We start from the raw sequence: 21,295 nt of genomic DNA, 5'->3' as shown, positions 1-21,295 counted from the left end.
CGAGCTGGGGTAAGCGTGAACATTCTGTATTTCGACTCCTCCACCGAGGCATGCACGGCCGGCGTGCTGGCCGGCGACCGCCTGGTCACGGATTTCGAGGTGGCCCCAAGGGGGCACGCCGAAAAGCTGCTGCCGATGGCCGAGGCCCTGCTGGCGCAAGCCGGGATCGGTTTCGACGACCTGGAGCTGATCGGTTTCGGCCGCGGACCGGGGTCGTTCACGGGGGTGCGTATCGCCACGGCGATGGCGCAGGGCGTGGCGATATCCCGCGACCTGCCCATGGCGGGTGTCTCCTCGCTCGCCTGCCTTGCCGCCGGGGCGTTTCGTCGCCTGAAGGCGGCGGGAGAGGCTGTGGACGACGTGGAAGCCCGGGTCGCCATCGATGCCCGCATGGGTGAGATCTACCGAGCGGCCTACCGGCTGGATGCCGAGGGGCGTCTGATCACCGTGCTCGAGGAGGGTGTGACCGAGCCGGTGTTTCCGCAAGGCGCAGCCGGGCGCATTGTCGCCAGCGGCAGTGGATTCGGTCGGTATCCGTCACTCGGCGAGGGCCGCGAGGTTCTGCGCGTCGAACCGGAGGCGCTACCGCATGCCGAGGACGCAATCGAACTGATCCGGCGCTTGTCCGAGGCGGATTACCTGTCCCCCGACCGCGCCGTGCCGCAATACCTGAGAGACAACGTCGCCGGGCGGTAAATCGGAAAAACGCAGGCAACAAAAAGAAACGCCCCGACCTGACAGGCCGGGGCGTCGTGGTTTGGCAACGGTTACGGGGACGGCTTACTGGATGTTGCCGCAGGCCACGATGGTGCTGCCGTCGTGGATGGCAACCGAATGCGCATCACCCATGAGTGCCTCGGTGGTCAACTCGATGGTGGAAGACGATTCGGTGCCATCGATTGCACTGAGCTCGAACAGCGGGTCTTCGTCGAAGGCCAGCATTTCCGGCGCGCCGTCGCTGTCTTCCGCGTAACGGCACAGGCCGGCGTGAATGCCAGCGGACATGCCGTCGGCGTTCTCGATGGTCAGCTTGACCATCATCTCGCCGTTTTCCGGGATGAACACGGCATTGCCGGAGACGCCCGAACCACCACGCTCGTAGACCGCGGCCTGGTATTGCTCGAAGTCGTTCTCGGCGGCCATGGCCGGCGCGGTCAGGCCCGCCGAGAGTCCAGCGATCGCACTGGCGAGTAGCAATTTCTTCATGCGTTCTCCTTCACTGTGCTTTGGTTGAGAAGATCAACGACGACCGGGAAGACCCCATTGCTCGCGGGGAAGCCCGCCGCGGCCGTGCTCTGATCCGAGCTTAGGACACTTGTTCGCCGTTGCAAGGAAGCGGTCACGCGTGGCCGACGGCTCGTGCGGCCAACCTGTGACCATCGGTCATCCGGTCTATCCCGAGCAGACACCCGGGGAGATCCTCGCTTACCGCCACCGCCGGGGCCCCATGGGGCGTGATAACCTCGCGGCGGACTCGGGGTGGCCCGCGCCGTTCACGTCAGGCATTGGGAGACAGTCGATCGAATGAAGCTCTACCTGTTGATTGGATTGGCCGGGGGCCTGGGTGCCATGGCGCGGTACGGCATGACCGCGGCGATCATGCAGTTCGGCGGGCGCGCGTTCCCCTGGGGCACGCTGAGCGTGAACGTGATCGGTTCGGGGCTGATGGGATTTCTCGGCGTCTGGCTGCTCACCCGGTGGCAGATGCCGATGGAATACCGTCTGGCCATCCTCACCGGCTTTCTCGGTGCGTTTACCACCATGTCCGCCTTCTCCATCGATACCCTGGCCCTTATGCAACGACAGGCCTGGTTGTGGGCGGGAATGTACGTGGTGTCCACCGTCGTCCTGTGCCTGCTGGCGGCACGGGGTGGCATGTTGGTCGCCGAGCGCCTGGGGAGCTGATCGTGGAGCCGTCCGAGCTCAAGCGGCGCATCCAGGCATGGGCGGATGAGCTGGGCTTTACCGATGCCCGGGTCACCGACACGGACCTGTCGGCCTACGAGGCAGGATTCGAACGCTGGCTGGCCGAGGGCCATGCCGGCACGATGGGGTTCTTCGAGCGCCACGGATTGATGCGGTTTCACCCCGAGGAGCTGGTGCCCGGAACGCGCCGGGTGCTGATGGTCACCCGCGACTACTTGCCGCCCGAGTCCCTGGGGCCGTCACGTGTGCTGGGCGATCCGTCGCTGGGTTACGTCAGTCGCTACGCGCTGGGACGCGACTACCACAAGCTGGTCAGAAAGCGCCTGGCGCAACTGGCCAAGCGGATCAGCGACACGGTGGGCCCGTTCACCTACCGGGCCTTCTGCGATTCGGCACCGGTCTACGAGACCGGACTGGCCGAACGCGCCGGCATCGGCTGGAAGGGCAAGCATTCGCTGGTGCTAAATCGATCCGGCGGCTCGTGGTTCTTTCTCGGCGCGCTGTTTCTGGACATCGACCTGCCGGTTGACGAGCCGGTCGATCCCCACTGTGGCTCCTGCACGGCCTGCCTGGACGTGTGTCCGACCGGCGCGATCGTCGCCGACGGGGTGGTGGATGCGCGTCGCTGCATTTCCTACCTGACCATCGAGTCCGACGAGGACATCCCCGAGGAACTGCGTCCGCTGATGGGCAACCGGATCTATGGCTGCGACGACTGCCAGCTGGTCTGTCCCTGGAACCGCTTCGCACGGCAGACCAACGACGTCGACTTCCACGCCCGCCAGGGGTTGGACGCCCCCGATCTGGTCGACCTGTTCAGCTGGGACGAAGCCACGTTCCTGTCACGCACCGAGGGGTCGGCCATCCGACGCATTGGCTGGCGCCGCTGGCGTCGCAACCTCGCCGTGGCACTGGGCAACCTGCCGACCGAGCATGACCGCATCCCGGCGGCGATTGCGGCCCTGCGCGCCGGCAAGGGCGAGGCGGGGGAGCAGGTCGATCGTCACATTCAATGGGCGTTGGCACGTCTGGGTGCCTCAGGCTGACCGACGCCAAAAACCGGTTCAGGCCCGATCGAGGGAGGAGATGATGTCTCGCTGCTGCTCGCCCTGCGGACCGCGAACGAACAGCGTCGAGATCAATGTCCCGTTCACCGCCAACGGTGCGATCACCAGGCCAGCGCGCGTGGCCGCCTTCAGCGCGGTATCCAGGTGCGGTGCCAGGCGTTCGCGGTTCTGCTCGTCGATGCCGAGCGTTTCCAGGCGGGATTGCAGCCGGGAAAGCAGTGGCGATTTGCCCAGTCCAATCGTCTCGGGAAGGTCGGCCTGCCCGGAGCGGCTCCAGTGGAAGCGCCGTTGCGAAACCGACGCATCGACGTTTTCGTACAAGGCGATCTCCTCGACCTGATCGAACCGGGTGAGCTGGCGGATCGTGTCGCCCAGCTGCCGCCCGGGGGTGGTCGAGCGCGTGGGATTGCCGCTCGCGTGGCAACCGTTCTCGTCCGCGTCGAGTCCGTAATCCGCCGGCAACGGCCACAGCAGGTCGCGGCCGTCATCGTGTTGCACCAGGAGGCGACCGGGATGGTAGAGCGGGATGTTGGCGAATTCGCGGGCATCGACGAGTGACTTCTTCACCGTCACGCGCCAGGCGGCCGTTGGCGATAGATGCAGTTGGTCGGCGATGGCGATCGTCAATCGGAGAATGACGGCGTGGTGCCACCCGAACTCGCTGGCGAAGGCGAGTCGCCGTGCCAGCACCAGGATGGCCTCGTGATGGGCGCCGAGCGTGGGGATGGTTGCCTCCTCGGCGAGCAGCATGACCGGCAGGTAATAGCGCTCGGTGAGCGCGGTCTCGAGTTCGAGCAGGTCGATGCCGGCCTCGCCGAGGACCGTCGCGAAGGCATGCCCGACGGAAAAACAGCGGTCGAGACTGGCGTCCTCGGCGTCGTTCCGGGTGAAATCGATCAGGCTCTTCCGCGCGATCGCGAGTGCCTGGCGGGCCAGTTCGGGGGCGTCGCGCCACAGGGCCAGTTCGACCAGGTTGTGGAGCAGGGCGGCGACCGAGACCATCTCGTAGTTGGTCTCGCGGCGTTCGATCAACCAGGCCTCGGTCAGCCGAGCGGCGCGCATGGCGCGTGACGAGGCCGCGAGATAGCCGGCCCGCTGGTCCTCGTCGTCGATGGTGTTTTCGAGGATCGGCAGTGTGGGCAGCTGGTTTCGTGCCCAGTTGCTGCCCAACAGGGACAGGGCGTGCTCGAGATTGTGCGGGGCACTGCGTTCGCGCTGGCGCTGGCCGCTGGCCGCCGCACCGAGGACGAAGCTGGCAGCGGCCGGATCGCGGCGCAGCCAGCCGACCAGACGCGGGAAATCCGGCGACTCGCTCAAGAGCTCGCGGCACATGCCCTGATGAATCGCCCGCCGCACGGGCAGCGGGTGTTCGAGCAGGTACTCGCTCCAGTTCTCGGGCAGGGTCATGCCGGCATCCCCCAATGGTTCCCTCGGCGTCGGCGATTGGACGTCATGCCGTGGCCGTCAACGTCAGATTGCGGGCTTTTCGCTTCCGGTGCAACGACGAGCGTCGGCCAGGTTCCGGGGCGGGCCGTTATCCGTCCGATTCGCCAGGTCGTGCCGTCCGGCTCAGATGCGCTCGGCCATCTCCTTGGCGTTGCCGATGTAGTCGCCCGGCGCCATCGCGGCGAGCCGTTCGCGGGCCTCGAGCGGCAGCTCGTTGATGCCCTGGATGAATGCCCGCATGGCGGGACCGTCCACCCGCTGGCCGCGAGTGAGTGCCTTGAGCTTCTCGTACGGCTTCTCCACGCCGTGGCGTCGCATGACGGTCTGCACCGCTTCACCGAGCACTTCCCAGTTGCCGTCGAGCTCGGCAGCCAGTTGATCGGCGTTGATCTCTAGCTTCGACAGCCCCTTGGCCAGCGAGCGGTAGGCGATCAACGAGTGACCAATGCCCACCCCGAGGGTGCGCAGCACGGTGGAGTCGGTGAGATCCCGCTGCCAGCGGCTGATCGGCAGCTTGCGCGCCAGATGCCCCATGACCGCGTTGCCCACGCCGAGGTTGCCTTCGGCGTTCTCGAAGTCGATCGGGTTGACCTTGTGGGGCATGGTCGAGGAACCGACCTCGCCCTCCACCAGGCGCTGCTTGAAGTGCCCCAGGGCGATCTGGCCCCAGATGTCGCGGGCGAAATCGATCAGGATGGTGTTGGCGCGCTCGATCGCGTCGAACAGCTCGGCGATGTAGTCGTGCGGCTCGATCTGGATGGTGTAGGCGTTGTGGGTCAGCCCCAGCCCCTCGACAAAGCGCTTGGAGAAGCCCGGCCAGTCGATTTCGGGGTAGGCGGCGAGGTGGGCGTTGAAATTGCCCACCGCGCCGTTGATCTTGCCCATCAGCTTGACGTCGGCGATCTGGGCGCGCTGGCGTTCGAGGCGCGCGACCACGTTGGCGATCTCCTTGCCGATGGTTGACGGCGAGGCCGGCTGGCCGTGGGTGCGCGAGAGCAGGGAGACGGCCGCCCACTCGTGGGCCATTTTGCGCAGCGTGTCGGCAAGCCCGTCGATCTCCGGCAGGACGACGTCCTCGCGCGCCTTGGCGAGCATCAGGCCGTAGGCGAGGTTGTTGATGTCCTCGGAGGTGCAGGCGAAGTGGAAGAACTCGCTGATCGAGGCCAGGCGCGGATGATCGGCGACCTGCTCCTTGAGGAAATACTCGACCGCCTTGACGTCGTGGTTGGTGGTGGCCTCGAATTCCTTGACCCGCATGGCCGACTCGACGCTGAATTCGGAGGCGATCGCGTCGAGCGAGGCACGGTCCTCGTCGTTCAGCGCCGGCACCTCGGCGATCTTCGGTTCGTCGGCCAGTGCCTTGAACCACTCGACTTCCACCAGCACGCGGTACTTGATCAGCGCGTACTCGCTGAAGCACTCGGTCAGCGCTCGGGTGTGGCGGGCGTAACGGCCGTCGAGCGGGGAGACGGCGGTCAGGGCGAAGGCGGCTTGGGCGGAGTCGGTCATGCGCGTTCCTGTAACAGTCGGTCGGTCGAGCCGGGAAGCGGCCCGAATTCAACAGTGATTATGCGATTGGCGGCCGGTGGCGCCAAATGGGCGCCTTGCGCTAGGGAAACTCTGCATGATGCGATGGCATCTCTGGCTCGCGGGTTTGCCCGCAATCAAGGCGCCGGTCCGAAGGCGGGCCCAGGGCGATCACTCGGGCCCGTCGAGGGACGGCAACGACGAGTGCGGGCAAACCCGCGAGCCCCGTCCGGGCGGGCCTCCAAGGGCCCATCTGCGGCGTCGCGGGGTTCGTCCGTGAACCCCGCCCTTCGGGCCGGCTCGCGCCGGCCGGATCGGCGTCGAGCCGATCCGGTCCAGCCCTTGTAAAGGGCGACGGCCCTTCACGGCGGACTGCGCCTTGCATCTGGACCCTTGGAGGTCCCGCAGAGACGTCATCGAATCGTGCAGAGTTTCCCCTAGCCGGCCCGGATTCAGCCGGCGGCGTCGGGGCGGGCCAATGCCTCGTGCAGCACGCGGGTCAGTTCGCGCAATACGTCGAGGGTCAGGCGTTGCTCGGCCTCCAGGCGGGTGGCCGGATCGTCCAGGCCGTCGTCGTCGAACTCGTCGTCGAGCGTGTCGAGCGCCTTGACCTTGGTCAGCGCCCCGTCCGCCCGAATGGTAAATCGCAGGCGGTCGCGCCAGACGAGTTCCAGCTGCTCGACGGTCATGCCGTCGCGCAGGTGCGCCAGGACGTTTTCGTCGGGCAGGCCCAGGCGCGTGACCGTGATGCTGCCGCCGTCACGCGGTTCGAGCAGCTTGGCCGAGTCGCCCAGCTCGAAGCCCGCCGGCGGGCCCTCGAGCAGCCAGCGCGACAGTCGGCTGCCGTGCTCCTCGGAGCCGAAGGCCGGGGTCACGCGCCACTGGCCGAGCGTTTCGCGCAGCAGGGAATTGATCTGGCTGTTGCGCTTTTCGCCGGCGTTGGCCAGCCACGCCTGCTTGTTGCGTGCATCGATGATCACCCGGGTCTCGGCCTGCCGGGGAAACGCCTGCGGCAGCAGTTCCAGCAGGGCGTTCTCGCGGGCCTGGCGCAACTCGTTGCGGGAGGGTTCGCGCTCGCCGGCCTCTTCGGCCAGTTTCTTGGCGGCGTGATCCTGGACCACCCGCGGTGGCACGGCCCGTTCCTCGCGGCGGAACAGCAGGCCGAACGCGCCGTCGGTCTCCAGGGCCAGCATCTGGTCGACCACCGGTGCCCAGCCCATCGACTCGACCTGCTGGGAGAGGGTCGGGGCAAAGCGCTTCTCGGCCAGCTGTTCGGAGAGGGTTTCCAGTGACGGTTCCGACCAGTCGGCCAGGTCGAAGGCGGCAATCTGGGAAAAGAGCATGGCGTCGGCGACTCCGGGAAATCGGTTGGCGAATGACAACCCGCGGCAGGTCCACCGGGGTGAGATGGGGGCGCATTATGCCTGATGCCCTAGGTCATTGCTTGGCGTGTTGGTCACCGGCCGCGGGCACGGAATCGATACGGTTGCTGATATGCTCATGGGACTCGACTACTCAATTAACGCTGTCATCTCCAAGGCCACCATGACCGATCGCCAAGCGCAGACCGTCCGCCTCGCCGACTACCGCCCGCCGAACTACCTGATTGACCACGTCGACCTGACCTTCGAGCTCGCCGCTCGCGGTACCCGGGTCGAGTCGTCGTTGACCGTGCGGCGCAACGGGTCTCATGACGAGTCGCTGTGGCTGGATGGCGACGAGCTGACGCTCGAGTCGATCGAGCTGGACGGCAAGCCGCTGGCCGCCGAACAGGTCGAGGAACGCGACAACGGTCTGTCGATCAGCGGATTGCCCGATCGCTGCACGCTGACGATGGTCTGCCGCGTCGACCCGGTCGACAACACCAAGCTCGACGGGCTCTACCAGTCGTCGGGCAACTTCTGCACCCAGTGCGAGCCGGAAGGCTTTCGTCGCATCACCTTCTTCCCGGATCGCCCCGACGTCCTCAGTCGCTACCGGGTGACCTTGATCGCCGACAAGGCGAGTTGCCCGGTGCTGCTTTCCAACGGCAATCCGGTCGAGTCGCGTGACCTGGAAGACGGCCGGCACCTGGCGGTCTGGGACGACCCGCATCCCAAGCCGTCCTACCTGTTCGCGCTGGTGGCCGGCGATCTCAAGTCGATCCACGACCAGTTCACCACCGCGTCGGGTCGGACGATCGATCTCGGCATCTACGTCGAGCCGCACAACATCGACCGTTGCGATCACGCCATGCGCTCGCTGATCAAGTCGATGGCCTGGGACGAGGAAACCTACGGTCGCGAGTACGACCTCGACGTGTTCAATATCGTCGCGGTCGACGACTTCAACATGGGCGCGATGGAAAACAAGGGGCTGAACATCTTCAACTCCAAGTTCATCCTGGCGCGCTCGGAGACGGCCACTGACCACGACTACGAGGGCATCGAGTCGGTCGTGGCCCACGAGTACTTCCACAACTGGTCGGGTAACCGCGTGACCTGTCGGGACTGGTTCCAGCTGTCGCTCAAGGAGGGCTTCACGGTCTTCCGCGACCAGGAGTTCTCGGCGGACATGGGCTCGCGGGCCGTCAAGCGCATCGAGGAGGTGAACCTCCTGCGCCAGGTGCAGTTCCCGGAGGATGCCGGCCCGCAGGCCCACCCGGTGCAGCCCAAGGAATACGAGCAGATCAACAATTTCTACACCGCCACCGTCTACAACAAGGGCGCGGAAGTGGTGCGGATGTGGCACAACCTGCTCGGTTGGGAGACATTCCGTCGCGGCACCGACCGCTACTTCGAGCGTTTTGACGGCCAGGCCGTGACCATCGAGGACTTTATCGACACCATGGCCGAGCAGGCCGATTTCGACACCGCCCAGTTCCGTCGCTGGTACGACCGGGCGGGCACGCCGATCGTGCACGTGAAAAAGCGGATCGAGGGTAACGACCTGGTGGTGGACTTCCGGCAGGAGATCCCGGCGGTTGCCGGTCAGGAGGACGACGCCCCCTTCCTGATCCCGCTTGGGATCGCGGCCTTCGACCGGGACGGGAAACCGGTCTCGCTGAGTGGCCCGGACGGAAATGGCGAGCCGCAAACGACCCTGGTGCTTTCCAAGACCGAGGAGAGCCGCCGGTTCACGCTGCCGGCCGGGGCCGGTCTGCCGGTGCTCTCGCTCAACCGCGGCTTTACCGCCCCGGTGAAGGTCGAACACGACTACGATGCCACGGATCTCGCCTTGCTGGCCGGCAGCGACACCGACGAATTCAATCGCTGGGATGCCTATCAGCGACTGGTGTTGCTGACGTTGGTCGAACGCATCCGCCAGGCCGAGGAGCAGGGCGACTGGGCCGAAACCGGGTTGCCCGAGGGCCTGAGTGCCGCCTTCGGCCGGTTGCTGCACTCGGCGGTGAGCACGCAGGGCGGGGCCGATCCGCGCTTTGTCGCCGAATGCCTGACCCTGCCCAGCGAAAACTACATCGCCGAGCAATTCCACCAGGACGTGCCGGTGGATGCCATTCACCGGGCGCGCGTGGAACTGCGCGAGCAACTGGCCAACGAGTGGTCGCAGACCCTGGTGCTCGCCTTCGAGAAACTGGCGGTTGACGGCGAGTATCGATTCGATGGGGTCGATGTGGGGCGCCGGGCATTGCGCGCCCAGGTGCTGGGTTACCTCAACGCGCTGGACCACCCGGCCTGGCGACGTCTTGCCGTCGAGCAGCTCGAGGAGGCCGACAACATGACCGAGCGCTTCAACGCGCTGACGGCGTTGTCGCTGCGGGCCAGTGACGAGCGAGACCAGGCCCTGGAGGCCTTCGCCGAGGAATGGAAGGACGATCCGCTGGTCATGGACAAGTGGCTTGCCCTGCGGGCGCGGATGGTCGAGCCGGACGACGCCGAGACACTCGCGGCGCTCGAGGCCCATCCGGCGTTCTCGATTCGCAACCCGAACCGCGTTCGCGCGCTGGTGGGCACGTTTTCGCGTGGCAACCCGGTCGCCTTTCATGCATCGACGGGTTCAGGATATCGCTGGGTTGCCGACAAGATCATCGAGATCGACGGTTTCAACCCGCAGATCGCGGCACGGATGGCGACGGTGTTCAGCCGGTGGCGTCGCTATGATGGCGGTCGGGCCGACCGGATGCGTGGTGAGCTCGAGCGCATGCTGGATCGTCGCGACTGTTCTACCGACTTGGCGGAAATCGCCGGCAAGGCGCTGAAATAAAACAACAACGATCAAATAGATAACCTGGGGACGATTACACCATGATGGTTGCAGTTGGCTGGCTGGTGGTGCTGGCAAGCGTGATCGGCGGGTTCATGCTCGCCGGCGGGCACCTGATCATTCTGTTCCAGCCGATCGAGTACCTGATCATTTTCGGGGCGGCCGGTGCTGCCCTGGTGGCGGGCAACTCGCCCAAGACACTCAAGGCGACGATGGGCGGTTTTGGCACGGCCTTCAAGGGGTCTCGTCATGGCAAGAAGCTCAACATGGAGACCCTCGCGCTGCTCTACGCGATCTTCACCCGGGCGCGCAAGGAGGGGTTGATGGCCATCGAGGAGGACATCGACGACCCGGAAAACAGCGAGTTGTTCAATAGTGCGCCCACCGTGATGAAGGACCACCACACGGTCGAGTTCATCACCGACTACCTGCGTCTGATGGTCTCGAGCACACTCGACGTGCACCAGATCGACAACTTGATGGATCTCGATATCGACACGCATCACGAGGAGGCGGATCTCCCGCGCTCGGCCATCGCGAAGATGGGCGAGGCCTTGCCCGCGTTCGGTATCGTCGCGGCGGTGCTCGGCGTCGTGCACACCCTCGAATCGGTCCACCTGCCGCCATCCGAACTGGGCAAGCTGATTGCCGCGGCGCTGGTGGGGACCTTCCTGGGTATCCTCGCCGCCTATGCCTTCGTCAATCCGGTCGCGAACAACCTCGAGCACAAGATCAACGATTCGACCAAGTATCAGCAAAGCATCAAGGCGGCGCTGATCGCCTTCATGAACGGCTATCCCCCGCAGGTGGCCGTGGAGTTTGGCCGCAAGGTGCTTTACTCGTCGGATCGACCGAGCTTCACCGAGCTCGAGACCTTCCTCAAGGAAAACAAGTGAACCGGTTGAGCACGGGGTAGAGACACGGTGGCCGAACAACCGGATCAAAATCAGCAGATCGTCATCAAGAAGGTCAAGAAGGGCCATGGCGGTCACCATGGTGGTGCCTGGAAGATCGCCTACGCCGATTTCGTGACCGCGATGATGGCCTTCTTCCTGCTCATGTGGCTGCTGGGCTCGATGGGCGAGGAGGAGCTCAAGGGCATCTCGGAGTATTTCGCCAACCCCACGAAGGTGACCCTGGAAGGGGGCAGCAACGCCGGCATGAGCGAGAGCCTGATCGACGGCGGCGGGGACGACCTGACCCGCCAGGAAGGACAGGTGAATGCCGGCGAGAAGCCCACGCCGGAAAAGCGTGATACGCAGTCCGAGGAGAAGACCGCCGATCCGGCGGACATGACCGAAGAACAGATCCAGGAACGCATCGAGGCCATGGAGCGTGAGCAGATCGAGGAGCTCAAGGAGCGCCTCGAGTCGCTGATCGAGGTCGACCCCGCGCTCAAGGCCTACAAGGACCAGATCAAGCTCGATATCACCCGGGACGGACTGCGCATCCAGATCATCGACAAGGAGAACCGGCCCATGTTCGAGCTGGGGTCGGATGACCTGCAGGGATATGCCGACGAAATCCTGCATTCGCTCGCGCCGGTGCTCAACGAGATGCCCAACCGCCTGTCGATCGAGGGCCACACCGACGCCCGGCCGTTCGGTCGCGAGGGGCGCAGCAACTGGGAGTTGTCGGCCGACCGGGCGAATTCGGCCCGCCGCTCGCTGGCCGAATACGGCTACCAGGAGGACAAGTTCCTCCAGGTCATCGGGATGGCGGATGCCTTGCCTTTCATCGATGACGATCCGCTCGACCCGCAGAACCGCCGCATATCCATGACGGTGATGAAGGAGTCGGCCACGCGCCGAATCCTCGAACCGTCACGCGACGGGGCGATGAGCGTGGACGACCTGCTGGGGGTTCAGGGCGAATCGGAGTCGCCGGCCCCCGACACGGAGGGCGCCACCCCGAGCCCGCCCACGGAAACCCAAGCGACGCCTTAGGCGACGCCCTAATCACCAGTGCGGCGTCATTTATCCCTGCTGATCGGCTTTGCGGTGCTGGCACTCGCCATCCTGGCGAGCCTGCTGCTGGCCCGTGCCTGGGCCGACTGGCAGGGGGCAAGACCTGCGCCCTGGCTGATCGCCGGAGTGGCCGGTGTGCTCGCCATGACGATGGGGTGGCGGCTGTTGCCGTCCTGGTGGCGTGGTGTGCTGCTCCTCGCCCCGCTGGTCATGTGGGGCGGGCTTCAGATTCATCCCGGCTGGTTTCTGGCCGCGGCCGTGGTGCTGCTGCTGGTCCAGTTCAATGCCATTCGCCATCGGGTGCCGCTGTATCGATCCGGCACGGCGGTGATCGATGCGCTGGAACGGGAGATCCGAGAGCGTGACATCCATCACCTGGCCGACATGGGCTGCGGCGACGGGCATCTGATCGCCGCGTTGGCGAGGCGCTTGCCCGAGGTGCGTTTCACCGGGTACGAGACGGCGCCCGTGCTGTACCTGGCCGCTCGTTGGCGCTGTCGGGGGCAGGCGAATTGTCGGGTGGAGTTCCGCGACTTCTGGCGGGATGCCTGGAGCGATTTCGACGCCGTGTTCACCTTTCTCTCGCCGGAACCGATGTTGCGCATCTGGCGCAAGTGCCAGCGCGAGTTGGCCGAGGGTGGCGCGTTGTACTCCCTTGCCTTCGAAGTGCCGGGTGTCGAGGCCGAGGCCTTGCTCGGCGCCGGCCGCTTCGATCTGCACCGCTATCCCCGCTTGCCCCGCCAGGCACCGCTTGCGGCCTCCGCTGAATCGGTCACGCCGTGACCCGGTGGGTTGGCTGCCGGCCCGGGGCCCAGAAACAGAAAAGCCGGCGCAAGGCCGGCTTTTCGACGTCACTCTCAGGGGCGCTTAGAAACGCGAGCGGAAACCGCCACGATCGTTGTTGCGCTCACGCGGACGGGCCTCGTTGACGCGGATGTTGCGGCCATCCATGTCCGAGTCGTTCAACGCTTCGATGGCCTGCATGCCGGCGTCCTTGTCGGACATCTCGACAAAACCGAAGCCCTTGGAGCGACCGGTAGCCATGTCCTTGATCACCTTGGCGGATTTGACTTCGCCGAAGGCCTCGAAGGCGGCCTGGAGGCCCTGGTCATCCTGGGAGTAGGGCAGGTTGCCCACGTAAATATTGATCATCTCGAAAACAAACTCTAAAAGCCGTGCTGATCTGGCGACCGGCCGGGGTGTTCAGCACGCATCCATCCCGGTCGGATGAAGGCCACGAGCCGCCGGCGACAGGAACCCTGTGCAGCGTTCGGACGCTCCATTCGGCTGACATTAAAGCATTCGGCCGCGAACGCAAGCGGTGTTTTTGCGCTGATTTACCACCTGTGGTTTTCGTGCATCAACACGCTTGACCAGGGTTCGGGTCACGACCGTCCCTTCCCCTCAGTCGAGCGATCTCGTGCCGTCCCGTGAGCATCGGTGCGCGATGGCATGGTCGCGTTTGGTCTCCGCCGGTCGTGTTGGGGATGAGGCCGACATCGCCAATGGCGGGCAAATCGCTGTCGTTTTACTAAGCTTCGGTTCATTCCGTTTTGGCCGACCCAAACGTGAGATTGGCCGCCCTAAAGCCAGCGCCTATTTACAAGCGATGTTCGACGAATGAATGCAGCCGTGACACGTCATCCGAGCAAGTGGTGGTTAAGCGGGGGAGTGGCGCCCGTCGTGACCCTGTTGGTGGCGCTGTCCGGCGCACGGGCGGAGACCCCGGTGATCGAGGTGGGCGGATGGTGGAACGGGCAGGGAGAACGTGTCGTCGACGATCAGGTCATGGCCGGACTGGAACGGGCGGATGTGATCCTGCTGGGTGAGGTGCACGACTCGGCTGCGATCCACCGCCGACAGGTCGAACTGCTTGACACCCTGAGGAGCGCCGGCCGTCCGGTCGTGCTTGCCATGGAACAGCTCGATCGCCGCGACGACGATGACGTTGACCGGATGAACGTCGATTCCCTTGCCGGCGGACGAGAGCGCGCCGAGGCCGGCGGGTTCGATTTCGATGGATGGGGATGGGATCAGTATGGCCGCCTGTTCGACTGGGCGGCACAGCATCGGGCGCCGTTATGGCCACTGAACCTGTCGCGCGAAATGGCCATGGCGGTCGCGATGGCCGACGGCGATGAATGGCGCGACCAAATGGATGGTGGGACGCTCGCTTGGATCGATGATCTGGCCCCGTCGCTGTCCTTGCCGGATGAGCAGCAAGACGAGTTGATCGATGTGCTGGAACGCTCCCACTGCCAGGAGATTCCGTCCTCCATGTCGAGTCGCATGCTCCGAGCGCAGGTCGCGCGCGACCTGGTGATGGCCGAGGCGATCATGGCCGCCCGGGACGCTCATCCCGACCATCGGGTGGTGGCGGTGATGGGCAATCAGCACGCGCGTCTCGATCGCGGCGTCGGGTATTGGCTTTCACGCCTGGCCGAAGATGAGCGTCCCAGCATCATGTCGGTGGGCATGGTGCCGACAAATCATCTTGACGGAGCCCCGGAGGCAGAGGATGCCTTCGATCTGATGTGGGTCGCCCCCGAAGTGATGCGCGACGACCCGTGTGCCGCGGTGGGTGAGGATGGAGACGAGGAGTGACATCGATGGGGTCGGCGCGGTGAGCGGCCGCCCGATTACGCGCTTAGGGGGTTGAACCCCGTGTTACCGTGGCCTCGGGCCACAAAATAATCACAAACCCAATCAAGCAGAGCCGTTGATAAACAACGAATAAAGAGGGATCGATGATGAAGAAGCAGTTGTTGGCAATCTCCATCGGTGTGGCGCTCGGCACCTCGCCGCTTGCGGGCATCGCGGCGACGGGCGACGCCAGTGCCGAGAAGATCATGCAGGAACTCGAAGCGCTCAAGCAACGCGTCGAAACCCTGCAGGGCGAGCTCGAAAAGGAGCGCGCGCGCAACGATCAGATCGAACAGAAGCAAGCCGAACAGGCCGAGAAGGTGGCCAAGGCCGAAGAAAAGGCGGAGGCATCCGAGCCGGATATCAATGTCGGTGGGGCGGTTCGCTTCAACTACACCTACAACGACGCCAATGATGGCAATGACCGTGGTGGTGACCTGAACTTCGACACGTTCCGTCTGAATTTCGACGGCGAGATCGGTGACGTCATCCTGTCAGCAGAGTGGCGCTGGTACGAATACTTCACGGCCATTCATCATGCGTGGGTCGGTTACGAGTTCACCGATGCGCTGATGGCGAAGGCCGGTGTCTTTCAGGTGCCGTTTGGCGTCTTGCCGTATAACTCACATAACTTCTACTTCTCCTCGCTGTACTACGTTGGTCTCGAGGATAACTACGACTTCGGTGTCGGCACTACCTACGAACCGGGTGATTGGCGATTTGACCTCGCATTCATGAAGAATGACGAGCGAAATTTTGGTCCTGAGTTCGATGGTTCCGGTGATACGGACAGCTATTCGGCAAATGCCGTGGGTTACAACGGCAATCAGGGTGCGACCGAATCGGTCAACACACTCGTGGCTCGCGCCGAGTATGATTACAAAGTCACCGACAAGTTGACGCTCAAGCCGGGTGCATCCATCAAGTATGGACAGATGGATGGTGGAACGAATCCGGGTGGCGATGGTGATTTCCGCGCGGCAGCCGCCCACCTGGTCGCCGATTACGATCGCTGGAATCTGCAGCTGCAGTACACGGATTGGGAATACGATCTTGACGATGCCGACGCCCAATTCATGAATTACGGCTATTACGCGGGTCTGTACACGGGGCCGCTGTCTGCCAAGGCGATTACGGCGAACCTGGCCTATACGCTGCCGGTCGAGTGGGGCCCGGTTTCCTCATTGACGTTCTACAACGATTACAGCCTGATCTACGATAAAAACAACGATTATGATGACACGTACATGAACGTCACCGGCATGGCAGTATCGGCAGGTGGTGTCTATGCCTACTTCGACATCATCAATGGTGAAAATCAGCCGTTCGTGACCGGCGCCATGGCGGGTCCGGGTCAAAGCGGCGAAGACAACACCATCTTCAACATCAACGTCGGTTACTACTTCTGACGATCCAGCGGTGAAGATGATGGACAAGGCGGGCGAAAGCCCGCCTTTTTTATGCCAACCTCTCTCTGGGCGGCACCACGTAGGCGTGGCCGCCTGAGCACGGCCAACCACCATCGGCAGGGGCAGTAGATGGAAGCGGAAGTCCAGGAAATACGCGAGCACTTGCGGCATTACCCGCCGTTCGATCGGCTTGATCCCCAGTGGCTGGATCAGATCGCCGCGCGCACGGATGTCGCCTACTACCGCGAGGGTTCGACCATCCAGGAATACGGTGAGCCGATCGACAACCTGCGTTACGTTCGCAGCGGCGCGGTCGAGGTCTACCGGCACAACGGCGAGCTCTACAACCGGATCGGGGAGGGCGATATTTTCGGCCACACGGGACTGCTGCACAATCGCCGCGTCCGGTTCCCGGTGCGCGCCATCGAGGACACGTTGCTCTACCTGATCCCGGCCGACGTCTTCGATCAGCTCTGCGAAGAAGATGACCAGTTTGCGGATTTCGTCGAACTGTCGGGGCCACGCCTAAAGGCCACCGTCGAACAGAACGAGCGCGAGAATGACCTGATGGTCAGCCGGGTGCGGCGGTTGTTGACGCGCAGCCCGGTCAACATCGAGGAAAACGCCCCGGTGCACGAGGCCGCGCGCCTGATGACTGAGCACCATGTCTCGTCGATCCTGTTGTTCTCGAAATCCGACCCGGATGACGAACGGGCGTTTGCCGGCGAGGAACATGGCCATTGGCGCCTGACGGGCATCCTGACCGACCAGGACCTGCGCGCTCGCGTGCTGGCCGCGGGCCGGCCGGGTGACACGCCACTCGCCGAAATCAAGCATGACCGGCTCATCACCATCCAGTCGGACGAATCGGTGTACGAGGCGATGCTGGCCATGCTGCGCAACAACGTGCACCACCTGCCGGTCCTGCATCGGCGCCGGCCGGTGGGCGTGGTGCATCTCTCCGATATCGTGCGCTACGAGACGCACAGCAGCCTGTACCTGGTCAGCAACATCTTCAACCAGGGGTCGGTCAAGGGGCTGTCCCGCTTGATGCCGGACGTGCGCGCGGCGTTCGTGCGTCTGGTCGACGACGGTGCGACCTCGCAGATGATCGGTCAGGCCATGTCCAGCATCGGACGCAGCCTGATCCGTCGCCTGATCGAGCTTGCCGAGGAAGAACTGGGTCCGCCGCCGGTGCCGTATTGCTTCATGGTCAACGGGTCGATGGCGAGAAACGATCAGACCATCACCACGGACCAGGACAATGCCCTGATCCTCGACGATTCGTTCGATCCCGCCGAACACGATGCCTGGTTCGCCGCACTCGCCCAGCGCGTGAGCGATGGTCTGCATGCCTGCGGTTATCCGTACTGCAGCGGCGGGATCATGGCCACGAACGACAAGTGGCGCCAGCCACTGTCGGTCTGGCGGCGGTATTTCACCGAATGGATCGATGAACCGGACCCGGAAAAGCTTCTTCACAGCTCGATCTTCTTCGATCTCGAGGCCGTGCACGGCGAAGAACGATTCGTCGAGCAACTGCAGGACCTGGTCGCCGAGCGGGCGAGCCACAGCCCGCTGTTTCTCGCCGCGCTGGCTCGTAACGCGCTCAATCGAACCCCGCCGCTTGGCTTTTTCCGGACCTTCGTCATGGAAAAGGACGGGCAGCACAACAACTCCATCAACCTGAAGCGGCGCGGTACGGCCCCGCTCGTGGACGTGATACGCGTGCATGCCCTGGCCGTGGGGTCACGTTCCCAGAACTCGTTCGAGCGGCTGGACGACATCGTCAAGGCCAACACCCTGCCGGCAGGGCAGGCGGACAAGCTGCGCTACGCGCTCGAGTTCATTTCCATGGTGCGTATCCGCCACCAAGCGTATGACCTCAAGCATCACCATGCCCCGGACAACAACATCGAGCCGGAGAACGTCTCGGATGGCGAACGCCACAACCTCAAGGACGCGTTCCAGGTGCTGAGCAACGCCCAGAAATTCCTGCGGTTTCGTTACCCAATGCCGACTCGATGAGCCCGGCCGCCGCGCATCAACAACGGAGCGAATCGACCTGGGCGGCGTTCTTTGCCGACCAGGCCGATCGCTGCCGGGACCCCGCCTTGCGTGCGTTCTACGCCGCCGGATTGCCGGCCCCGGATACGCCCTTGCAGGACGTGCCGCTGATGGCGCTCGATTTCGAGACGACCGGCCTGGACGTCCACCGTCATGCCATCGTCTCGATCGGGGTGGTGCCGTTCGATTTGAAACGTATCCGCCCGTCGGCGGGCCGGTACTGGGTCGTCCGACCACCGCGGCCCCTGGACGAAGCCTCGATTCGGTTTCACCGCATCACCCACGCGGAGGTCGCCCGGGCGCCGGACCTGGACGAGGTGCTCGACGAGGTATTGGCGGCCTTGGCCGGGCACGTGGTGGTGGTTCATTACCGCGGCATCGAGAGGCCGTTCCTGGACGCCGCCGTGCTGGCCCGGCGTGGTGAGCGTTGCCTGTTCCCGGTGATCGACACCATGAGAATCGAGGCACGCCAGGTACGTGCCGGCTGGTGGAATCGCCTCAAGGGCCTGTTCTCGGCGCGACGCACGTCGATCCGACTGGCCGACAGCCGCACCCGCTATGGCCTGCCGGGCTACTCAGCGCACCACGCCAAGCTCGATGCATTGGCGACGGCCGAACTGTTGCAGGCGCAGATCGCGCGCCATTACCGCCCGGAGACGCCCGTGGGCGAACTCTGGGAATGACCCCGGCAAAGGATTGTCGATTGGATAGACACGAAAAAAGGCGGCCGAACGGCCGCCTTTCGCGTTGGTCGAACCCGGACCGATCGCGGCGGGAGTCCGCCGTGACCGGCACGGGGCGCGTCACTTGCCGCGCGGTTCGCTCATCAGTCCCTTGACGATGGCATAACAGCCCACCAGCAGGACCACCGTGAACGGCAGGCCCGCGGCGACGGCCGCGGACTGCAGTGCCGCGAGGCCGCCACCCACCAACAGGGCGATCGCGATCGCGCCCTCGATTACGCCCCAGAAGACACGCTGGGGCTTGGGTGCGTCGATCTTGCCGCCGGCGGTGATGGTGTCGATGACCAGCGAGCCGGAGTCCGACGAGGTCACGAAGAAGACGATCACCAGGAAGATGGCGATGAACGAGGTGATCTCGGCCATCGGCATCTGGCCCAGCGTCTCGAACAGCTGGACGGGCAGGTCGGAGTTCTTCGCGCCTTCAAAGCCGTTCTGCAGCTGGTTGATGGCGGTGGTGCCGAAGGCGGTCATCCAGAACACCGAGACGGTGGACGGCACCAGCAGGACCGCGACCAGGAACTCGCGCACGGAACGGCCACGCGAGACCCGGGCGATGAACATACCGACGAACGGCGACCAGCTGATCCACCAGGCCCAGTAGAACGTGGTCCAGCCCTGGCTGAAGTTGGCGTCCTCGCGGCCGAACGGGTTGGAGAGGAACGGCAGCTCGGTGATGTACGAGCCGAGGTTCTTCACGAACCCGGTCGCGATCATCAGGGTCGGGCCGACGAACACGACGAACATCAGCAGGATGAAGGCCAGCACCAGGTTGATCTCGGACAGGCGCTTCACGCCCTTGTCGACGCCGGCGACGATCGAGATCACCGCAACGGCCGTGATGGCCGAAATCAGGAGCACCAGCGTGGTGTTGCCTTCGGGCACGCCGAACAGGTGCGACAGGCCGGCGGAGGCCTGCTGCGCGCCGATCCCGAGCGAGGTGGCGAGGCCAAACAGCGTGGCGAAGACGGCCAGGATGTCGATCAGGTGGCCCGGCCAGCCCCAGATGCGCTCACCCAGCAGGGGGTAGAACATGGAGCGGACGGTCAGCGGCAGGCCCTTGTTGTAGGAGAAGATCGCCAGCGACAGTGCCACGATCGCGTAGATCGCCCAGGGGTGCAGACCCCAGTGGAAGATGGTCGCGGCCATGCCCAGGCTCATCGCGCCGGCCGGGTCGCCTTCGGCGCCACCCAGCGGGGCCCAGTCGGTGCGTGCGCCGTCTTCGCCCATGCTGACGCCACCCAGTGAGGTGCCGTAGTGGGACAGCGGCTCGGACACGCCATAGAACATCAGGCCGACGCCCATGCCCGCGGCGAAGAGCATCGCAAACCATGACAGGTAGCTGAAGTCGGGCGCGGCCTTGGCCCCGCCGATCCGCACCCGGCCCAGGGGCGAGAAGATCAGCACCAGGCACAGGATCACGAAGATGTTTGCCGCGCCGATCAGGAACCAGCTCATGTTGGTGTTGATCCAGTTCTTGGCGCCATCGAACCAAGCGGTCGACTGGTCGGGCAGGGCGAGCGTCAGCACGACGAACGCCAGGATCACCAGGGAGGAAAAGGTGAACACCGCGCCATGGATGTCGATATTCACGCCAATCGGCGCGGCCTGGTAGTTGTCCTGCCCGATCTTGTAATCGGTATCGATCAGGTTGGCCGCCCCTTCGGGGGCCGGGACGCCGACCGATTCGCTATGCGTGTCCGGTGCGTTATCGGGTTTGTTGTCCACGTGTGTCTCTCCGTCGGTTTCTGGTTGACCAGGTCAGTTCGTTTGATCGTTGGGCATTCAGGGTCGAACGAGGAAGACCGAGACGTTCGAGTGCGCGGCGACCTTGCTGCCGTTGGCCGGCATGATCGCGTCGATGTGGTGGGGGAGGTGCGTGCCCATCACCACCAGATCGGCGCCGACGTCGTCGATAGCCTTGAGCAGGATGTCGTCCAGGTCGGTCACCGGGTCGTGACTGTTGTAGACCCGAGCCGTCGGGGCATGGCCGTTGTCCGGCGCGTGCTCCCGGGCGAAGGCCTTGAGCTTCTGCTCGTATTCCTCGGGGGTTCTGGCTACCGAGCTGGGCTGGGAGGTGGTGACACCCACGTAGCAGAGTTGGGCGTTGTAGTGACGTGCCATGTCGGCTGCCACCGTCAACGGTTTCTCCAGCGCATCGAGGTGCGCGAGATCCACCGGGACCATTATCGTTTGATACATGCGTTCGGCTCCTCCTGGAATGGCATGAAAGCGGTTTGTCTCCCGATTCATGAACGACACGGTTTGGGCGCCGGATGCCGGTTAATGCGTTGGATTTT

At 64.4% G+C, this 21,295-nt stretch carries 19 protein-coding genes; 12 read left to right on the top strand and 7 right to left on the bottom strand.

The genetic code is table 11. The features are described 5' to 3' along the window. Nucleotides 1-15: 15 nt before the first annotated feature. The gene (gene tsaB / locus LV475_RS09240) at nucleotides 16-696 is read left to right on the top strand and encodes a tRNA (adenosine(37)-N6)-threonylcarbamoyltransferase complex dimerization subunit type 1 TsaB (RefSeq protein WP_169303629.1); all 681 of its coding nucleotides are present in this window, start codon (nucleotides 16-18) and stop codon (nucleotides 694-696) included. An 84-nt stretch (nucleotides 697-780) separates the two neighbouring features. Here tsaB and LV475_RS09235 read toward each other — a convergent pair whose 3' ends face one another. Next, complete coding sequence (locus LV475_RS09235) at nucleotides 781-1,206, bottom strand: hypothetical protein (RefSeq protein WP_136867226.1); 426 nt, start codon at nucleotides 1,204-1,206, stop codon at nucleotides 781-783. 318 nt (nucleotides 1,207-1,524) lie between these two features. Here LV475_RS09235 and crcB point away from each other — a divergent pair, with 318 nt between their 5' ends. Both crcB and queG read left to right on the top strand, forming a co-directional pair. Next, nucleotides 1,525-1,905 (top strand): fluoride efflux transporter CrcB, encoded by a 381-nt coding sequence (gene crcB / locus LV475_RS09230; protein ID WP_250106179.1) that lies wholly within the window; start codon nucleotides 1,525-1,527, stop codon nucleotides 1,903-1,905. Continuing rightward, on the top strand, nucleotides 1,905-2,972 hold the full coding sequence (gene queG, locus LV475_RS09225) for a tRNA epoxyqueuosine(34) reductase QueG (RefSeq protein ID WP_250106189.1): 1,068 nt from the start codon (nucleotides 1,905-1,907) through the stop codon (nucleotides 2,970-2,972). Before crcB ends, queG begins: the two co-directional genes overlap by 1 nt. A gap of 18 nt (nucleotides 2,973-2,990) precedes the next feature. Here queG and LV475_RS09220 read toward each other — a convergent pair whose 3' ends face one another. The 3 genes from LV475_RS09220 to rdgC all read right to left on the bottom strand — a co-directional run bounded on the left by LV475_RS09220 (nucleotide 2,991) and on the right by rdgC (nucleotide 7,309). Further along, nucleotides 2,991-4,400, bottom strand: coding sequence for an HDOD domain-containing protein (locus tag LV475_RS09220; protein WP_250106178.1), 1,410 nt, complete (start codon nucleotides 4,398-4,400; stop codon nucleotides 2,991-2,993). A gap of 162 nt (nucleotides 4,401-4,562) precedes the next feature. Continuing rightward, complete coding sequence (gene purB / locus LV475_RS09215) at nucleotides 4,563-5,948, bottom strand: adenylosuccinate lyase (RefSeq protein WP_136867229.1); 1,386 nt, start codon at nucleotides 5,946-5,948, stop codon at nucleotides 4,563-4,565. A gap of 470 nt (nucleotides 5,949-6,418) precedes the next feature. Further along, complete coding sequence (gene rdgC / locus LV475_RS09210; protein ID WP_250106177.1) at nucleotides 6,419-7,309, bottom strand: recombination-associated protein RdgC; 891 nt, start codon at nucleotides 7,307-7,309, stop codon at nucleotides 6,419-6,421. A gap of 202 nt (nucleotides 7,310-7,511) precedes the next feature. Here rdgC and pepN point away from each other — a divergent pair, with 202 nt between their 5' ends. From pepN to LV475_RS11155, 4 genes are read left to right on the top strand one after another with little or no spacing between them, the layout of a single operon-like run. After that, a complete protein-coding gene (pepN, locus tag LV475_RS09205) occupies nucleotides 7,512-10,169 on the top strand; it encodes an aminopeptidase N (protein WP_250106176.1) in 2,658 nt (885 codons plus the stop codon). Between the two features lie 41 nt (nucleotides 10,170-10,210). Next, on the top strand, nucleotides 10,211-11,065 hold the full coding sequence (gene motA, locus LV475_RS09200; protein ID WP_136866166.1) for a flagellar motor stator protein MotA: 855 nt from the start codon (nucleotides 10,211-10,213) through the stop codon (nucleotides 11,063-11,065). 27 nt (nucleotides 11,066-11,092) lie between these two features. Then, nucleotides 11,093-12,115: a flagellar motor protein MotB gene (gene motB / locus LV475_RS09195; RefSeq protein ID WP_136866165.1), complete on the top strand. Its 1,023-nt coding sequence runs from the start codon at nucleotides 11,093-11,095 to the stop codon at nucleotides 12,113-12,115. Nucleotides 12,116-12,133: 18 nt separating this feature from the next. After that, nucleotides 12,134-12,919: a class I SAM-dependent methyltransferase gene (locus LV475_RS11155; RefSeq protein ID WP_136866164.1), complete on the top strand. Its 786-nt coding sequence runs from the start codon at nucleotides 12,134-12,136 to the stop codon at nucleotides 12,917-12,919. Between the two features lie 84 nt (nucleotides 12,920-13,003). On the opposite strand, the gene rbp is transcribed toward LV475_RS11155, so the two are convergent. Then, nucleotides 13,004-13,285, bottom strand: a complete 282-nt coding sequence (rbp, locus tag LV475_RS09185; protein ID WP_197039285.1) for an RNA-binding regulator — start codon at nucleotides 13,283-13,285, stop codon at nucleotides 13,004-13,006. A gap of 298 nt (nucleotides 13,286-13,583) precedes the next feature. On the opposite strand from rbp, the gene LV475_RS09180 reads away from it, so the two are divergent. From LV475_RS09180 to LV475_RS09160, 5 genes are all read left to right on the top strand, one after another. Beyond that, the gene (locus tag LV475_RS09180; RefSeq protein ID WP_156574014.1) at nucleotides 13,584-13,760 is read left to right on the top strand and encodes a hypothetical protein; all 177 of its coding nucleotides are present in this window, start codon (nucleotides 13,584-13,586) and stop codon (nucleotides 13,758-13,760) included. Between the two features lie 59 nt (nucleotides 13,761-13,819). Further along, complete coding sequence (locus LV475_RS09175; RefSeq protein WP_250106175.1) at nucleotides 13,820-14,740, top strand: ChaN family lipoprotein; 921 nt, start codon at nucleotides 13,820-13,822, stop codon at nucleotides 14,738-14,740. A 143-nt stretch (nucleotides 14,741-14,883) separates the two neighbouring features. Continuing rightward, entirely contained in the window at nucleotides 14,884-16,188 is a 1,305-nt protein-coding gene (locus LV475_RS09170) for a carbohydrate porin (RefSeq protein WP_211238770.1), read from the top strand. Nucleotides 16,189-16,317: 129 nt separating this feature from the next. After that, a complete protein-coding gene (locus LV475_RS09165; protein WP_136866161.1) occupies nucleotides 16,318-18,216 on the top strand; it encodes a DUF294 nucleotidyltransferase-like domain-containing protein in 1,899 nt (632 codons plus the stop codon). Further along, nucleotides 18,213-18,938, top strand: a complete 726-nt coding sequence (locus LV475_RS09160) for a 3'-5' exonuclease (RefSeq protein ID WP_136866160.1) — start codon at nucleotides 18,213-18,215, stop codon at nucleotides 18,936-18,938. The genes LV475_RS09165 and LV475_RS09160 overlap by 4 nt, the downstream gene beginning before the upstream one ends. Before the next feature lie 120 nt (nucleotides 18,939-19,058). On the opposite strand, the gene LV475_RS09155 is transcribed toward LV475_RS09160, so the two are convergent. Then, nucleotides 19,059-20,723: a BCCT family transporter gene (locus tag LV475_RS09155; protein WP_250106174.1), complete on the bottom strand. Its 1,665-nt coding sequence runs from the start codon at nucleotides 20,721-20,723 to the stop codon at nucleotides 19,059-19,061. A gap of 57 nt (nucleotides 20,724-20,780) precedes the next feature. Continuing rightward, on the bottom strand, nucleotides 20,781-21,197 hold the full coding sequence (locus LV475_RS09150; protein ID WP_136866158.1) for a universal stress protein: 417 nt from the start codon (nucleotides 21,195-21,197) through the stop codon (nucleotides 20,781-20,783). Nucleotides 21,198-21,295 lie beyond the last annotated feature (98 nt).

The sequence above is a fragment of the Guyparkeria hydrothermalis genome (assembly GCF_023555375.1).
Classification (GTDB): domain Bacteria; phylum Pseudomonadota; class Gammaproteobacteria; order Halothiobacillales; family Halothiobacillaceae; genus Guyparkeria; species Guyparkeria hydrothermalis.
This window is presented reverse-complemented; position numbering and strand designations above follow the sequence as displayed.